General features: G+C 67.9%; 10 protein-coding genes. 3 read left to right on the top strand and 7 right to left on the bottom strand.

Features of this window, described 5'->3' with window-relative positions; translation table 11 throughout:
* Positions 1-19 precede the first annotated feature (19 nt).
* Positions 20-1,003 carry an aldo/keto reductase gene (locus IP92_RS08165; RefSeq protein ID WP_145874010.1) on the top strand — a complete coding sequence of 328 codons (984 nt, stop codon included), beginning with the start codon at positions 20-22 and terminating at the stop codon, positions 1,001-1,003.
* Positions 1,004-1,009: 6 nt separating this feature from the next.
* Here the strand turns inward: IP92_RS08165 and IP92_RS08160 are convergent, their stop codons facing one another.
* Both IP92_RS08160 and IP92_RS08155 read right to left on the bottom strand, forming a co-directional pair.
* Positions 1,010-2,362 carry a glycoside hydrolase family 27 protein gene (locus IP92_RS08160; protein WP_145874009.1) on the bottom strand — a complete coding sequence of 451 codons (1,353 nt, stop codon included), beginning with the start codon at positions 2,360-2,362 and terminating at the stop codon, positions 1,010-1,012.
* A 1-nt stretch (position 2,363) separates the two neighbouring features.
* Positions 2,364-5,093 (bottom strand): family 43 glycosylhydrolase, encoded by a 2,730-nt coding sequence (locus IP92_RS08155; protein WP_199271882.1) that lies wholly within the window; start codon positions 5,091-5,093, stop codon positions 2,364-2,366.
* Positions 5,094-5,231: 138 nt separating this feature from the next.
* On the opposite strand from IP92_RS08155, the gene IP92_RS08150 reads away from it, so the two are divergent.
* Entirely contained in the window at positions 5,232-5,546 is a 315-nt protein-coding gene (locus IP92_RS08150) for a hypothetical protein (RefSeq protein WP_145874008.1), read from the top strand.
* 48 nt (positions 5,547-5,594) lie between these two features.
* On the opposite strand, the gene IP92_RS08145 is transcribed toward IP92_RS08150, so the two are convergent.
* From IP92_RS08145 to IP92_RS08125, 5 genes are all read right to left on the bottom strand, one after another.
* Positions 5,595-6,830: an amidohydrolase gene (locus IP92_RS08145; RefSeq protein WP_145874095.1), complete on the bottom strand. Its 1,236-nt coding sequence runs from the start codon at positions 6,828-6,830 to the stop codon at positions 5,595-5,597.
* A 128-nt stretch (positions 6,831-6,958) separates the two neighbouring features.
* Complete coding sequence (locus IP92_RS08140) at positions 6,959-7,954, bottom strand: L,D-transpeptidase family protein (protein WP_145874007.1); 996 nt, start codon at positions 7,952-7,954, stop codon at positions 6,959-6,961.
* 79 nt (positions 7,955-8,033) lie between these two features.
* Positions 8,034-8,837: a HoxN/HupN/NixA family nickel/cobalt transporter gene (locus IP92_RS08135; protein WP_145874006.1), complete on the bottom strand. Its 804-nt coding sequence runs from the start codon at positions 8,835-8,837 to the stop codon at positions 8,034-8,036.
* Positions 8,838-9,100: 263 nt separating this feature from the next.
* Entirely contained in the window at positions 9,101-10,702 is a 1,602-nt protein-coding gene (locus tag IP92_RS08130; protein WP_145874005.1) for a family 43 glycosylhydrolase, read from the bottom strand.
* Between the two features lie 2 nt (positions 10,703-10,704).
* On the bottom strand, positions 10,705-13,605 hold the full coding sequence (locus IP92_RS08125) for a TonB-dependent receptor (protein WP_145874004.1): 2,901 nt from the start codon (positions 13,603-13,605) through the stop codon (positions 10,705-10,707).
* A 443-nt stretch (positions 13,606-14,048) separates the two neighbouring features.
* Between IP92_RS08125 and galB the strand changes: the two genes are divergently transcribed.
* Positions 14,049-16,580 (top strand): beta-galactosidase GalB, encoded by a 2,532-nt coding sequence (gene galB / locus IP92_RS08120; protein WP_145874003.1) that lies wholly within the window; start codon positions 14,049-14,051, stop codon positions 16,578-16,580.
* Positions 16,581-16,612: the final 32 nt, after the last annotated feature.

Below are 16,612 nucleotides of genomic sequence, written 5' to 3'. Positions count from 1 at the left end.
TGCACCAACAAGGAGTCACATGCGGTTACGACAATTCGGCAGCGATGGCATGACCGTCCCGGAAATCGGTCTCGGTTGCTGGCAGCTGGGCGGCGGCTGGCGCGACGACTGGGACAACGACATTGCCCAGCAAACCCTGGCCACCGCCTATGCGGCGGGCGTGCGTTTCATCGACACGGCCGACGTGTATGGCGACGGCGCCAGCGAACGCTCGATCGGCCAGTTCCTCGCCAGGCACCAGGACCCGGCGCTGGTCGTGGCCACGAAGCTGGGCCGCGCCGGCATCTACCCGGACGGCTACACCCGTGCAGCGGTGCGCGAGGCAACGTTGCGCTCGATCGACCGCCTGGGCGTGCAGGCACTGGACCTGACGCAGCTGCACTGCGTACCGACCGACGTGCTGCGCGGCGGCCACGTGTTCGACTGGCTGCGCGAGCTGCAGCAGGAAGGATTGATCAAGCGTTGGGGCGCCAGCGTCGAATCCGTCGAGGAAGGTCTGATCTGCCTGCAGCAGCCGGGCCTCGCGTCGCTGCAGGTGATCTTCAATCTCTTCCGCCAGAAGCCGGCCGAGGAACTGCTGCCGCGCGCCGCGGCGCAGCAGGTCGGCATCATCGTCCGGCTGCCGCTTGCGTCCGGCCTGCTGGGCGGGAAGATCACGCGCGCCACGACGTTCCGGCCGGACGACCACCGCCACTTCAACCGCGACGGCCAGGCGTTCAACGTCGGCGAAACGTTCGCCGGCCTGGAGCTGGAACGGGGCATCGCCGCCACGGAAAGCGTCGCGGCGCTGGTGCCGGCGGGCCTCTCGATGGCGCAGATGGCGCTGCGCTGGATCCTCGACCACGACGCCGTGTCCGTCGTGATCCCGGGCGCCAGCTCGCCGGCCCAGGTGCAGGCGAACGTCGCGGCCGCCGGCGTGCCGCCGCTGCCGGCGGCGCTGCACGCGGCCCTCGCGGACGTCTATCGCACGCAGGTGCGGGACTTCATCCGCGGGCCGTACTGACGCCGCCTATGCAGTAAGACGCAGCAGCGCCGCGCCGTGCGGCGGCAGCGTCTCGCGCAGCGTGCCGGTGACGGCACCGCGCTGGCGCCCCGCCCACAGGTCGCGCACCTGGACGGCGCGGTTGCCCAGGTCCAGCCGGGCCAGGTCGAACGCCAGCTGCACGGGCTGGTCGCTCGTGTTGAACAGTGCCAGGTAGCGCCCGCCGCCCTGCCCCGGCAGCGCCGTCCAGATGTGTGTGCCGTCGTTCGCCCGCAGCGGGCGGTTGTCCCGGCTGTCCTGGTTCACGGCCAGCACTTCGCGATTCGTCAGCAGTGCCAGCGTGGCGGGGTCGAGGTGGCGCAGGTCGCCGCCCATGATCAGCGGCGAGCGGGCGATCGACCACAACGTCATCAACGTGCGCCGCTCGTCCGGCGTGAAGCGCGACTCGCGCGCGCCCAGCGCCAGGCGGCCCAGCGGCAGCATGTCCGCATCGGGCCACGCGTTCGCGCCCATGTACGGGTTCCAGTGCTCCAGCCGGTCGAACTGCGCATACAGCTGTTTCCACTCGTCCCAGAAGTCGTCCGAGATGCGCCACATCTGCGCGTAGTGCGGCACGTGGTTGGCCCATTGCAGGTCCATCTCGCCCGGCGACAGGCTGAGCGTGATGGCCCGGCCACTGGCGCGGATCGCGTTATGCGCCCCTTCCACCTCGCGCCAGTTGTTCGCGTAGGGCCGCGACATGTCGTCCATCTTGACGAAGTCCACGCCCCACGCGGCGTACATCGCGAAGATCGAATCGTAATAGGCCTGCGCACCGGGCTTCGTCATGTCGATGCCGTACATGTCGCCGTTCCACGTGCAGACCGAGTTCGTGTCGGCGATGTCGCGTGCCCGCACGTTCGTGCCCAGCACCGGCGTGTTCAAACGCACGGCCTGGCGCGGGATACCGCGCATCACGTGGATGCCGAACTTCAGGCCCAGCCGGTGCACCGCATCGGCCAGCGCGCGAAAGCCGGCGCCGTTGGCGGCGGACGGAAAACGGTTCGGTGCCGGCACCAGGCGGCCGTAGGCGTCCATCGCCAGCTGCGCATCCTTGCGGTACTCATAGCCGTTGGCGCCCGGCTCGTACCACTGGATGTCCACCGTGAACACGTCGTAGCCGAACGGCAGCAGCTGCCGTGCCAGGATGCGTGCATTCTCCAGTGCCTGCGCTTCGTTGATCGTGGCGCCGAACGAGTTCCAGCTGTTCCAGCCCATCGGCGGGCGCAGTGCCAGGGCAGCGGTGCTGCCTGATGTGGCGGCGCGCGTCGACAACGGCAGCTGGGCGGCTGCGGCCGAGACGAGCGATGCGGCCAGCAGGCGTCGGCGGGTGTTGTTCATGTCAGTCCTTTCGTGGCAGCGCGACCTGCCGGATGCGGCCGTCGGCCTCGTAGTCGAGCGGCGCGATCGCGATGGCGCGCCGGTGGCTGCCGCCGCCCGGCAGCAAGTCGTCATGGTAGAACAGCCAGGTCTTGCCCTCATGCTCGAGGATGGCCTGGTGGTTCGTCGAAATCTTCAGGTAGTCCACCACCACGCCGCGATACGTGAACGGCCCGAGCGGCGAGCTGCCCGTGGCGTACACGATCTGGCCCGGCCAGCCGGTGGAGAACGTGAAGTAATAGATACCACCTTTCTGATGCAGGAACGGCGCCTCGCCGTACTTCTTCTTCGGGTCGGCGGCCGGCAAGCCGTCGATCGCGACATTGCGGATCGGCCCATCCAGCGTGATCATGTCCGCCTTCAGCTTGACCACCTTCGGCACGCGCGTGCCGAAGTAGAGATAGGCCTGGCCATCCTTGTCGACGAAGACGGCCGGGTCGATCGGTTCATCGCCGGCGTTCACGTCGCGCGCCTTGTCCACCAGCGCGTCGCCGCGCGCATCGCGGAACGGCCCGGCCGGGTGGTCGGCCACCGCCACGCCGATCCGGTCGCCACCGACAGGCGCATAGAAATAGTACTTGCCGTTGCGGTAGGCCGCTTCCGGCGCCCACGCTTTCGCATCGGCACGTGCCCACTTGAACACCGTCACGTCCAGCGGCACGCCGGCGTCCGTCCACATCTTCATGTCGCTTGACGTGTACAGGCGCCACGCCACCGAGTCCCAGTATTTGCCGGAGTTCGACGCGTCGTCCGTCGCGTACAGGTAGAACTGGCCGGCGAAGTAATGCGGCGACGGGTCGGCCGCGAAGCGCCGTGCGATCGGCGCGGCTGTGGTGCGCGTATTCGTGACCGGCTCGCCGCGGTCGCCGGGCTGGAACGGCGCGGCCAGCGGGTCCATCGGGATGATGGCGCCAGCCGCATCGAACGTCATCCGCGCCAGCACCGTCTCGCGCTGGTAGCCATTCCCCACCGGCAGCGCATGGCGGTGGTAGGCTGCGTACCAGCGGTCCGTGCCGGGCACGTTGACGACGCTGTGGTGCGCCGTCGCCACGGCCGGGCCATGCCGTTGCAGCACGATGAAATCCTTGTCCGGCGACGTCACGGGCCCCAGCGGCGAGTCGCCGACACCCCAGCCGACCCGGTAATCCGGGCTGCGTGCATCGTCGATCGACCACATGAAGTAATACCGGCCGGCGCGCTTGAACACGACGATGCCTTCGCGGTGCTCCTTCAGGGCGATCGTGCGCGGCGGACCGTCCAGCGTGATCATGTCGGCCTTCAGCTTGTAGACGTTGGCGACGTTGCCGTTACCGTAGTACAGATAGGCCTGGCCATCGTCGTCGATGAACGGGTACGGATCGATCGTGTTGGTGTCGATGCCCGTGCCCTTGGCGACGAGCGGCTTGCCGAGTGCGTCGACGAAGGACCCGAGCGGCGAAGGCGCCGTGGCGACGCCGATATTGCCCTCGGCGCAGAAGTACATGTAGTAGCGGCCGTTGCGCTCGATGACGTCCGGTGCCCAGGCCTGCACGTGCGCCCACTTCAGGTCGTGCGCCACGTCGAGCACCATGCGTTCCTTCTTCCAGTCGACCAGGTTCCTCGACGACCACACGGAAAAATCTGTCGTCTGCCAGTGCGGCTTGTCCGACGTCGGGTAGATGTAATACGTGTCGCCGAACACGCGGATCGCCGGGTCGGCCGTGTAGCCGCCCAGGATAGGCGGCGGTGCCGGCACAGGCTCCGTTGGCGGCCCGGGCACCGCCGTGGCAAGGTCCGCGGCCAGCCACGCGGGCAGACGCAGTACGCTGCCGTGGCGCTGGCCCGGCGCCGTCGTCACTTGCGCCGACACGTCCGTCCACGTGTGCCAGTCCGTCGTACGCCAGGCGCCGTAGCGGCCACCGGCATAATAGTCGGCGTACAAGGTCGCCACGCCATCCCGAACCAGCACCGTGGGACCTTCCGCCCGCTGCCCGGCGACGAGCGGCTGCGGCATCAGGCGGTACGGTCCCAGCACGTGGTCGGCCACGGCCCAGCGCAGCGCGCCCCACTTGCCTTCCTGCTGGCGGTCGCCTTCCTTGAACACGGCGATGTAGCGGCCACCGTCGCGCACCAGCGTCGTGTCGATGTGATCGAAGCCGGGGTCGAACAGCAGGCGCGGTTCGCTGAACGTGACGAAGTCCTTTGTCGTCACATAGTACGTGCGGTTGTTCATCCTGCCGGTGGACTTCGTCTCCGGGAAGCGCCCTTCGATATCGGCCGAGACGGTGATCACGTACTGGCCGTTTTCGTCGTCGTGGAACGTCTCCGGCGCCCACGCGTTGCCGGCGCCGGGCACGTTGTCGAAGATGGGCAGGTAGCGCTGCGGCGACCACGTCACGAGGTCCGTCGATGCCGCGTAGCCGATGCCCTTGTCCTTCCAGCCGGTGGTCCACACCATGCGGAACACGCCGTCCGGCCCCCGCAGGATGTGCGGGTCGCGCAGCAGGCCGCTGCCGACGGACGGCTTCAGGAACACCTTGCCCAGGTCCCGCCACGCGTTGCCGTCGGTGCTGGCGGCCAGGTGCAGGCCGTCGCCCTTGCCGCGGAAGGACGTGAACAACCACGTGTCGTCGGGCCACCGCGGCGCCGCCGTGGCGGCGGCATGGACGAGCAGCGCGCCGGCGAAGGCGCGGATAAGCGTATGCTGCGGCATGTATCTCCTCTGGGTTCGGCCCCGCGCTGGCGTGGGCGGCCTAACTTAGCATGGAGAATGGACAACCGCGCGGCACCCGGCCACTTCGCTCAACCGATTGATCGATATGGGAGCCGCGCACGGAACAAGGAGAACACGATGACGACCCGCACATGGGACTACGACACGATCACCGCCAGCACGCTGCGCACACTGACGGCGATCGCCACCGATGCGCGCCAGGCCGGGCCGGAGACGGCCGAGCCGCGCTGGGCGATGGCGGCCGGCGTGCTGCGCGGCTGGTGCGACCTGATGGGCGACGATGCGAAAGACGAGGACCGCGCGATGATGGAGGAACTGTTCGAAGGCATGCCGCTGCCGCCGGAACACGAGGATTGCGGGGACGGCACCGGGCCGGGCTGGCATTTCAGCTCTGTCCTCGTGCTGCGCCCGGCCCGGCCGCGGACGGCCTGAATCAGCACTTCATCGACTCAGCACTTCACAGACTCAGCGTTTCATCACTCAGCGCTTCAACACGTTCAGCACCGCGTAGCTCATCGCCTGCGCGGCCGTCTTGATCGACGGTTCCGGCACCGGCGCATAGAACGGCGAGTGATTGAACGCGACCGGCTTGCCGCCGGGGCGCTGCGCCTCGGCCACGTCCTTCGGATCGTACACGCCGGTGAAGAAGAACATCGACGGGATGCCCTGGTCGACGAATTGCGAGAAGTCCTCGCTGGCCGTCATCGGCGGCATCCGCTGCGCGTTGGTGGCGCCGAACGCGTCCTGGAACACGGCTTCGGTGCGCTTGACGAGTTCCTCGCTGTTGACGATCGCCGCACCGCCGGCAATCAGCTGCACGTCCGGCGCCGGTGCGCCCGCCATCGCGGCCGCGCCATTGGCCACGCGCCGTACGCCGTCCAGCAGCTTCGCCCGTACTTCAGGGCTGTACGAGCGGATCGTGCCGCGCACCTGCACGGTATCGGGAATGATGTTGCCGACCGTGCCGCCCTGGATCGCGCCGATCGTCACGACGCCGAATTCCTTCGGGTCCTTCTCGCGGCTGACGACCGTCTGCACGTCGACGACGAAGCGCGCCGCGATCGCGATCGGGTCCAGCGCCTTGTCCGGCGCCGAACCATGCCCGCCGCGGCCCTTGAAGACGATCTCGATCGCATCGGAGTTCGAGGACACGGGGCCGCCGTTGTAGCCCACGGTGCCGTACGCCAGCGGCCACGAATGCAGCGCGAACGCGTAGTCCGGTTTCGGGAAGCGCTTGAACAGGCCGTCGTCCAGCATCGCCTTCGCGCCGGACACCGTTTCTTCGGCGGGCTGGCCGATGAACACCAGCGTGCCCTGCCACTTCGATTTCAGCTCGACCAGCGTGCGGGCGGCGCCCAGCCAGGCGGCCATGTGCACGTCGTGCCCGCAGCTGTGCGTGACGTAGCTTTCGCGGCCGTCGCTCTGCGTGCGGGCGCGGCTCGCATACGGCAAGCCGGTCTTCTCTTCCATCGGCAGGCCGTCCAGCTCCGTGCGCACGAGCACCGTCGGGCCGGCGCCATTGCGCAGCACGGCCACGATGCCCGTCTTGCCGACCTTCTCCGTCACGTCGAAGCCCAGCTTGCGCATCTCGGCGGCCAGCTTGCCGGCCGTGCGCACTTCCTGGAACGCGATCTCCGGATGCGCGTGCAAGTCCTTGTACACCGTATCGAGCCACGGATACATCGCATCGACGCGGCTCTTCACGTCGTTCTTCATCGGGGCCTGCTGGGCCTGGGCTGCAAGCGCGGCACCGCACGCCAGTGCGACGGCGGCGCGGGAAAAGACTTTATTCAAGGGACCCTCCTGTTCGAATGGGAGGCTTGAATATAGCAGACGATGCGGCCCTAGCGGGCCCCGTCCAGCACCGGCTGCGCGTCACCGAGGCCACCGGGCGCCAGCGGCGACTGCGTAACCAGCAACGTCACGCCGGGCATCAGGATCGGCGCCACCTGCGCGTAGAACGCCGGCGGGATCTGCACGCGGTTGCGCACCGCCTCGTCGAGCGGGCGCCCGTCTTCGTCATCGTGGCCGGACACGCCCACATAGATCCAGGTGGGCGCGCCGCCGGCCTTGGCGGCCAACGTCAGCACGTGGGTAGCGTCGCTGTTGGTCGGGATCACGGCATGCGAGCGGCCGATCTCGACGCCGTTACGCAGCACGGCCACGGCCTGGTCGCTGCGCGACATGACGATCGTGACGGGGCCGGACGGCGACTTCTCCGGCGCCCAGTAGTCGCCTTCGACAACGCCGCCTGACGCGGTCGGCGCCAGCACTTCGCCATCGTCCTGCGTGACAGGGTGGCGCGCGTTGCCGGCCACGATGACCGTCGTGCCGCGCTTTGTCGTGCCGAACAGCTCCTTCGCGAAACCGTACGGAAGTCGCACGCAGCCATGACTGTCGGGCTTCCCGGGCAACGAGCCCGCGTGCAGCGCCACGCCGTCCCACGTCAAGCGCTGGTGATAAGGCATCGGCGCGTTGTCGTACAGGTTCGAATTGTGCGTGACGTTCTTTTCAAGGATCGTGAACACGCCGACGGGCGTATCGTGGCCCGGCTTGCCCGTGGAGATCGTCGACACGCCGATGCGCACGCCGTTGCGGTAGACGGTGGCCAGCTGCTGCGACAGGTCGACGTACACCAGCACCGGCCCCTGCGGCGCGATGCGCGGCGCCCACACCCACTGCCCCGCCTTCAGCCGCGCCGCGTGCCGCGCCAGCTCGACCGACGACGATACCTTCGCGCCCGGCCCGGCCGACGCGGCGCCCGGCAGCAGCGCCAGCGCCAGCACGGCCGCCCCGATCACCCGCGCAGCCCGATACCGCCGCCCTTGTTGCCTGTCCATGCCCGCCTCCGTTGTCCAGCGCGGAACAGTACCACAGCGGCGCGGAAGCGATGCGTAAACGGGCGGCCCTGCCGAGCCGTCAGCCCGCGACCGTGCGCCGCTCGCGCACCGCGGCACGCAGCGCGCAGCCGTAAGCGACCAGCGTTGCGGCGACGATCGCGCCACCGAACGCCTGGTGCGTGCCTTCGTCCAGGCCGCACGCGGGGCACCACAGTTCGACCAGCATGACGGCGGCGCTGGCGACGCACAGCGCGACGATGGGCAAGCCCAGCCGGCGGCGGAAGCGGCGCATGCGCTCCGGCGATCCGGTCGCCAGCATGCGCGACGCGATCATCCCGTCGATGCCGTCCGTGATCGCCATGCCGGCCGTGAACACCGCCGCGACGAGCAGTGCCGCGCCCGGCGAGCCGGCCGCCCCGGCCGCATAGCCCCAGGCGATGGCCTGCAAGGCGCTTTCGAAGCCGATCGCGAACAGGGCGCCGGTCATCGCCGCGGCGCGCAGCGTGGCCATCCGCGGCAGCCAGCGTTCGAGCGCAGGACGGCCCGCGCCCTGCTCCACGGGCCGCAGCAGCTGGCGCGCGTTCAACGCGGCCAGCACCAGCAGGAACACGGGCGGCGCGTAATCGATCCAGCGCACCAGCGCCTGGTACGGCGCGACCCAGCTGGAAGTCAGCGACGCCGCCGCCACGATCGCCAGCACGACAAGCGCATGGCCGCACGCGAACATGGCGCCCATCCACGGCGCATGGCGCGGACGCTGCGCGGCGGCGCGCGCCGTCAGCGCATCGACGACGGCCAGGTGATCCGGCGCGAGGCCATGGCGCAGCCCCATGACGAGGGCCAGCGTGAGTCCGGGCAGGACGGCGTCGACGGTGTGCTGCATGATGACCTTTCGCCGCGCGGCGGCTGTATGCGGACGGTCATTGTAGGGCTGAGCCACCCTTTATTGCAAGTGAGTTGCGTTAGATGCCGAGCTTGCTGCTGAGCTTGCGCCCGCCCGACCAGTGCTCGGACTGCTAAGCGCCGGGGAACGTCCGAATGGTTGAGCTTGTGTCCCCTGGTGCCAGGCACCAAGGGACATCACCGTCGAGCCCGTGTCCCCTCGTGCCAGGCACCAGGGGACATCACCGTCGAGCTCGACAATAGTCAGGCGTACGCCCGATACCGGAAATTACGGAACCGCGCCTCGCCCTGCCCCGCCGCATACAGCGCGGGCTTCAGCGACATGAACCCGCCGCGCACGTTGTGGTGATAGCCGGAGACCTCGTAGCCGCGCGGGCCGCGCTGCCATGTCTTGCCGTCGCCGGACAGGTGGATGCTGACGATGTGCTTGCGGTTTCGGATGCGGATGAACATGCGCTTGCCGAACGCATGGTCCGGCCGGCCATGCTCGGTGCCGTAGCGGTGCAGCACCAGCTGCTTCGCATCGAACCCCAGGCCGCAGTACAGCTGGTGGTCGTAGAACAGCAGGAGGCCGGCGCGTGTGCCGGGGTCCACGTCGATCTCGCATTCGAACTCGTAATCGTGGTCCGGCGCGACGAACACGAGCGGCGACGAATTCGATGGCGCGTCGCCGCGCGAGCGCAGGTGCAGCACGCCATCGCTGCGCGCCAGCCGGCTCGCCTCGTCCGGCGCCGGCCGGAAGAAGTTCCACTGGATGCCGTATTTGTCGCTGCCAAAATCGTCCGACAGCGGCATGCCGTGCGAACCCGGCTTGCCGCCGGCCGGCTTGCGAATCGGTTGCGACAGGTCGCCGCCGCCAAACTCCGGCCAGCCGTCGTTCGACCACGTGACGGGTGCCAGCAAGGCCTGCCGGCCCAAGGTAAAGAAGCCGTTCTCGTAGCCGTGGTAGACGCCCCACCAGTCGCCCGCAGGGCCCTGCACCAAGGTCGCGTGCCCGCGCGACCACCATTTCTCGGCCTCGCTCTGCGTGCGCACCAGCGGGTTGCGCGGGTGGTGTTCCCACGGCCCGTGGATCGACTTCGACCGGGCCGCGATCACCATATGGCCCGTCGGCGGGCCGGAGGTGCCGCCCACCGCCAGGATCAGGTAGTAGTAACCGTTGTGCCGCAACACCTTCGGCCCTTCCGGCGAAAAGGCTTCCACCTCCCAGTCGTCCGGATAGCGCCACGGCTCGTACACCCGCTCCGGCTTGCCGATCGTCGACAGGCCGTCGTCGGCCAGGCGCACCCGGTCGACGCCGGACAGGAACAGCCAGCGCGACCCATCCTCGCCCACCGCGTGGCCGGGATCGATGTGGCGCGGCAGATCGAGGTCGATCGGCTCCGACCACGGCCCGCGGATGTCGTCCGCCCAGATCACCCACGACGTCGTCTTTGAGCCGGGAACGGCCGTCTGCTTGGTCGGGATGTACAGGTAGTAGCGGCCTTTGTGCTTGCACAGTTCCGGCGCCCACACCGAGCCGATGTTCCGGCGCAGCGCGGCCACCAGCGGCCGCCAGTTGACCAGGTCCTGCGAGTGCCAGATCGTCAGGCCCGGGTACGCATCGAACGTGGAGAACGTCATGTAGTAGTCCGCGCCGTCCTTCAGGATCGACGGGTCGGGCCGGTCGCCCGGCACGATCGGGTTCAGGTACGTGCCGTCGCCCCGATCGGCCTTGCGCTGCCCTTCGTGCCCGCGCCCCCACGCGGGAGGCGCGGCAGGAACGGCAGCTGGCGCCGCCACCACCCCGGCGGGGGCGGCGCCCAGCAGCAGCGCCGACTTCAACGCATCGCGTCGCGACGTCATGCTCAGAACTTGTAGCGCATGCCGAGCAGGTACTCGCGGCCCGTCACATTGTGCGTCATGACGCTGTTGCGGGCGCGGCCCACGAACTGGTCGCTGGCCTCGTTGGTCAGGTTGACGCCTTCGAACGTGACTTCCAGCTTGTCGTTGATCTTGTAGGACAGCGACAGGTCCACGTTGGTCGTCTCGTTCTTGCCCTGCACGTCATTGTTGTTCTGCGCCGGCACCACCTGCAGGTAGCCGGAGCGATACGCACCCGTCAGGCGCGCGCTGAACTTGCCGTCGTCATAGTACAGCGTCGTGTTCCACGAACGGGGCGACAGGTTCACCAGGTCGTCGCGCACCGTGCCGCTGTTGGCGACGTTGGCCGAGATGATGTAGTCGATCTTCGACGACACCCGCGTGTAGTTGGCGATCAGGCCGAAGTTGCGCCCCCACGCCGGCAGGAACGTGAACGGTTGCTGGTAGTTCAATTCCACGCCGCGCAGCTTGCCGCCGGGGGTGTTCATGAAGCTCGTCACGTCGAACATCTCGGTGCCCGTGAAGTTCGCCGGCAGCAGCGACAGCGGCAGGCCCGTCTGGTTGTACGGCATAGCCTGGCGCACGGCCTGCACGTAGTTCGAGATGTTCTTCTGGAACAGGCCCACGCCGAAGAACGCCTTGTTCGGGAAGTAGTATTCGAACGACGCGTCGAACGTCTTCGCACGGAACGGCGCCAGCAGCGGATTGCCGGTGGAGACGCCCAGCGCGCCGACGGTGGACAGGCTGCCGCCCGGGCTCAGGTTGCCCAGCTGCGGGCGCGACATCACCTTCGCCGCGGCGAAGCGGATCAGGAAGTCGTTCGTCACGTTGGCCGTCACGTTCAACGCCGGCAGGAAGTCGTGGTAGTCGTTCTCCGCCGTGACCGGGGTGCCGCCGCCCGACGCCAGGTAGCCCAGCGCCTCCAGCTCCGTCTTCACGTAGCGGCCGCCGACGTTGCCGCGCAGCGGCACGCCGAATGCCTCCATGTCGAAGTCGCCCTGCAGGTAGAAGCCCTTGTCCTTCTCTTCGATCGCCCGGTTGTTGCCGCGCGCGCTGGAGTTGGTCAGCGACGTCAGCGTGTAGTCGCCGGGGCCGTTCGCGGCGCCCGTCTTCAGGCAGTTGCAGTAGGCGTCATACAGCGCCGTGATCGCGCGCACGTCCGGCACCACCCACGCCGTCGCATTCCCGGCCGGCATATCCTGCCCCGTGCCGAAGCCGGACAGCAGCTTCGTCAGGCCCGACACATCCGTGCCGGCCGGCAGGCCGTAGACCGTTTCGGCCGTGTTCGCGCGGCGGAATTCCCACGTGTTGAACTTGTAGCGCTTCAGGTTCAGGCCCGTCTTGAACGTCCACGTGTCGGAAGCGCGCCACGACAGGTCGGCACTGGCCACGTCGTTGATGTTCGTCGTGCCCTGCGGGCGCACGCGGATCTCGCTCGGCAGCGAGTTCGCCGCCGCCGTCGCGCCGGCCGGCACGCCGTAGATGTTCAGCACCCCGGCCTTCGTCACGTCGAACGGATACGTGATCACCGGCAGGCGGTCGTTCTGGCGGAAGTCGATCGTGTAGCCGTTCACGTTCGGCGCGTCGAGCGTGACGGTGGTCTGGATCGGGTTGTCGAACGTGGACTTGGCACGGCCGATCGCCGCATTGATGCGCCAGTCCGGCGTGATCTGGTGCGAGATCGTCAGCGTAGGCTGCGTGAACTTCGTCTGCATCTCGTCGTAGCGCGATTCGGAGCGGATATCGACACCGTTGTACACGCCGTACTGCAGCCGGCCCAGCGCGTCGTACTGCGCGTTCACGACGGAGGTCTGCGGCTTGCCGCCGGAGCTCAGGTTGCGCGAGAACGAGAACGCTTCCAGGTAGTTTTCCTCGCGGGTCGCATCCAGGTCGGCATACAGCATGTCGAACGAGATGCGCGTGCCGCGCTGCGGCTTCCATTCGAACGACGCGGTGATGCCGAGGCGGTCCTGCTCATGCACCATGCGGCCGTAGCGCGGCAGGCGGGGATGGTAGTTGGCCACGTTGCTGGCCGCGTTGTAGGCGGCGATGTTCTCCGGCGTACCGGGCAGGCGCGTGGCGGCCGGGAAGCCCGGCGCACTCGTGCTGCAGTTCGGCGACGTCGACGTGCCCACGCCCATCGGCGCGCACCAGCCGCCGACCGACGGGCCGTTGTCCCAGCGGCCCGTCGAGAAGCCGTCCTCGTACAGCTTGCGGCGCCCGTAGGCAACGGAGACCAGGTAGCCCATCGTGTTGTTGTTGAACGTGTCCGAGATCATGAACGCGCCGCGCGGGTCCGTCTTCTTGGACAGGTCGTTGTAGCGGCCCTTGATCATCGCGGTGGCGTTGAAGCCGCGCTTGGCGAGGTCGAACGGGCGCATCGTCTGCAGGTCGACGGTGGCACCCAGCGAGCCCTCCTCCACTTCGGCCGCGGAGCTCTTGCGCACGGTGAGGGACGAGAACAGCTCGGAGGCGAACACGTTGAAGTCGAAGCCGCGGCCGCGGTTGTTGCCGCCGCTGTTGTCGCTGCCGCCCGTCGTCGCCAGCGCCTCGATGCCGTTGATGCGCACCCGCGTGAAGTCCTGGCCCAGGCCGCGCACGGTGATGCTGCGGCCTTCGCCGGCATCGCGGTCGATGGCCACGCCGGGCACGCGCTGCAGCGACTCGGCCAGGTTCGTATCGGGGAATTTGCCGATGTCCTCGGCCTTGACGACGTCGACGATGCTGTTCTCGGTGCGCTTCGCATTCAGCGCGCTCTCCAGCGACGCGCGCAGGCCCGTCACCACCACGGTCTGCGGCTCGGCCGCTTCCTGGGCTTGCACATTGCCGATCAAAGCGAGGGCCGAGGCCAATGCGGTCAGCGTCAGGGTCTTTCTCTCATCCATCAGGGTCTCCGTTCTTTTGCGTTGTATTGCGATACCACCTTGCCACTTGCGATACCGGGCGCCGCCGTCTTGGCGGCGTACTGCTACTGACGGCGCAATGATGCGTGAGCGTGTATGTTCGAGCAAATAACGAAAACTTAACGGAAAACCGGAAGTCGATAAAAATTATTAAACGCGGCCCACAATTGCTGACATTTGCTTCCATCTGCGCCGATCTTCAGCTGCCTAAACTCGTCTGTAGGACAAAGTCTGGTCCGGCCAGTAGGAAACCTGGCAGACCAGTGACGCAAGAATGCAACAATTGGTCAGGCCACAAGAAAAGGCGGACCGGCCACCGTAATGCCGGCGCTATGCCGCTTCGTGATAGCGCAACGCAGAAATGGAATAGCAATGACGTTTCCACAACGTCTATAGTTTCGCTATCACAATCATACGGAGACTTCATGCAACCGCTGCCACGCCTCGCTGCCCTTGCCGCGTTCTGCCTCGCCGCGCTGCCGGCCGCATTTTCAGCCGCTGCCGCCGACGGCCCCCGCGAACGCCTGTCGTTCAACGCCGACTGGCGCTTCCACAAGGGCGAGCCCGCGGCCGGCAAGGCCGACGACGGCGCCTTCAACGACGCCGCCTGGCGCAAGCTGGACCTGCCCCACGACTGGGGTATCGAAGGTCCGTTCAAGCAGGAATACGCGGGAGAGACGGGCAAGCTGCCGTGGTGGGGCGTGGGCTGGTATCGCAAGCACTTCACGCTGCCGGCGGACGATGCGGGCCGCCGCATCTACCTGGACATCGACGGCGCGATGTCGAATGCCACCGTGTTCGTCAACGGCCGCGAGGTCGGCGGCTGGCCGTACGGTTACGCATCGTGGCGCGTCGACCTGACGCCCCATGTGAAGGCCGGGGGCGAGAACGTGGTGGCCATCCGCCTCGACAATCCGCCTGATTCGTCGCGCTGGTATCCGGGCGGCGGCATCTACCGCAATGTGTGGCTGGTGAAGACGGCGCCCGTGCACGTGGCGCACAACGGCACGTACGTGACGACACCGCAGGTGGCGAGCGACAGCGCGCTGGTGAACGTGCAGGTCACCGTCGACAACGACGGCGCCGACACGGACGTGCAGGTGGCCACCGAGATCTATGCGCTGGACAAGGCTGGCCGCCGGACCGGGGCCGCGGTGGCGCGCCAGGACGCGACGGCAGCCGCCAAGGTCGCCGCCGGCAAACAGGTGCAGCTCACGCAGGCGCTCGCCGTGCCGAACCCGCGGCTGTGGAGCACCGAGGCGCCGCAGCGCTACGTGGCCGTCACGACCGTCACGAGCAAGGGCCGCGCCGTGGACCAGTATGAAACGCCGTTCGGCATCCGCACGATCGCGTTCGACGCGCAGCGCGGCTTCCTGTTGAACGGCAAGCGCGTGCCGATCCAGGGCGTGTGCCAGCACCACGACCTGGGCGCGCTGGGCACGGCGATCAACGTCCGCGCGCTGGAACGGCAGCTGGAGATCCTGCGCGAGATGGGCGTCAACGCGATCCGCACGAGCCACAACCCGCCGGCGCCCGAACTGCTGGACCTGGCGGACCGGATGGGCATCCTGATCGTCGACGAGGCGTTCGACATGTGGGGCGAACAGAAGACGCCGAACGACTACCACCGCGCCTTCCCCGCCTGGCATGAGAAGGACTTGCGCACGATGGTGCGGCGCGACCGCAACCACCCCAGCGTGATCGCCTGGAGCATCGGCAACGAGATTGTCGAACAGGGCAAGCCGGAAGGCTGGAAGGTGGCGGCGCACCTGGCCGAGATCGTGCGCGGCGAGGACCGCACCCGCCCGACGACGGCCGCGTACAACCACGTGAGCTCCGGCTACAACGGCTTCCAGAACGCGATCGACCTGTTCGGCTACAACTACAAGCCGCACGAATACGGCAAGTTCCACGCATCCGCGCCGCACATCCCCATGTACGGCAGCGAGACGGCATCGACGGTGAGCTCGCGCGGCGAATACTTCTTCCCCGTCAGCGACGAGAAGTCGAAGGGCCTGGCGAACTTCCACGTCAGCAGCTACGACCTGTCCGCACCGCCATGGGCGACGGCGCCGGACGTGGAATTCAAGGGCCAGGACGACAACCCGTTCGTGGCCGGCGAATTCGTCTGGACGGGCTTCGACTACCTGGGCGAGCCGACGCCATACAACGCCGACACGACCAATGTGCTGAACTTCACGGACCCCGTGCAGCGGGCGAAAATGGAGAAGGACCTGGCGGACCTGAAGAAGATCGCGATCCCGTCGCGCAGCTCGTACTTCGGCATCGTCGACCTGGCCGGCTTCAAGAAGGACCGCTTCTGGCTGTACCAGGCGCGCTGGCGCCCCGAGCTGCCGATGGCGCACCTGCTGCCGCACTGGAACTGGCCGGAGCGCGTGGGCCAGGTGACGCCGGTGCACCTGTACACGTCCGGCGATGAGGCCGAGCTGTTCCTGAACGGCCAGTCGCTGGGCCGCAAGAAGCGCGGCCCACGCGACTACCGGCTGCGCTGGGACGACGTCAAGTACCAGCCCGGCACACTGAAGGCCGTCACCTACAGGAACGGCAAGCCATGGGCCGAGGACACGGTACGCACGGCGGGCGCGCCGGCGAAACTGGCCCTGTCGGCGGACCGCGACAAGCTGCAGGCCGACGGCGCCGACCTGGCCTTCGTCAGCGTGACAATCGCCGACAAGGACGGCGTGCCCGTGCCGCGCACGCACAACCGCATCCGCTTCAGTCTCACCGGCCCGGGCGAGATCGTCGTCACGGACAACGGCGATCCAAACAGCTTCGAGTCGTTCCAGTCGAAGGAGAAGAACGCGTTCAACGGCAAGGTGCTGGCAATCGTGCGCACCCGCGCGGGGGCTGGCGGGAAGCTGGTGCTGACGGCGACGGCTGACGGGATGCAGGCGGCGAAGGTAGTGCTGGAGAGTACTGCGGCGCAGGGTCGCTGATACGCCGAGCCGTAACGAGCAACGTACCGCGG

Origin of the sequence: Pseudoduganella flava (genome assembly GCF_007830495.1) — a bacterium.
Classification (GTDB): Bacteria; Pseudomonadota; Gammaproteobacteria; order Burkholderiales; family Burkholderiaceae_D; genus Rugamonas; species Rugamonas flava.
Note: the sequence above shows the minus strand (reverse complement) of the source record. Positions and strands in the feature narration are given on the sequence as shown.

Bases quoted from the DNA above. Each gene is read 5' to 3' on its own strand.
- IP92_RS08165 (WP_145874010.1), top strand. From the start codon at position 20: ATGCGGTTACGACAATTCGGCAGCGATGGCATGACCGTCCCGGAAATC.
- IP92_RS08160 (WP_145874009.1), bottom strand. From the start codon at position 2,362: ATGAACAACACCCGCCGACGCCTGCTGGCCGCATCGCTCGTCTCGGCC.
- IP92_RS08155 (WP_199271882.1), bottom strand. From the start codon at position 5,093: ATGCCGCAGCATACGCTTATCCGCGCCTTCGCCGGCGCGCTGCTCGTC.
- IP92_RS08150 (WP_145874008.1), top strand. From the start codon at position 5,232: ATGACGACCCGCACATGGGACTACGACACGATCACCGCCAGCACGCTG.
- IP92_RS08145 (WP_145874095.1), bottom strand. From the start codon at position 6,830: ATGAAGAACGACGTGAAGAGCCGCGTCGATGCGATGTATCCGTGGCTC.
- IP92_RS08140 (WP_145874007.1), bottom strand. From the start codon at position 7,954: ATGGACAGGCAACAAGGGCGGCGGTATCGGGCTGCGCGGGTGATCGGG.
- IP92_RS08135 (WP_145874006.1), bottom strand. From the start codon at position 8,837: ATGCAGCACACCGTCGACGCCGTCCTGCCCGGACTCACGCTGGCCCTC.
- IP92_RS08130 (WP_145874005.1), bottom strand. From the start codon at position 10,702: ATGACGTCGCGACGCGATGCGTTGAAGTCGGCGCTGCTGCTGGGCGCC.
- IP92_RS08125 (WP_145874004.1), bottom strand. From the start codon at position 13,605: ATGGATGAGAGAAAGACCCTGACGCTGACCGCATTGGCCTCGGCCCTC.
- galB (WP_145874003.1), top strand. From the start codon at position 14,049: ATGCAACCGCTGCCACGCCTCGCTGCCCTTGCCGCGTTCTGCCTCGCC.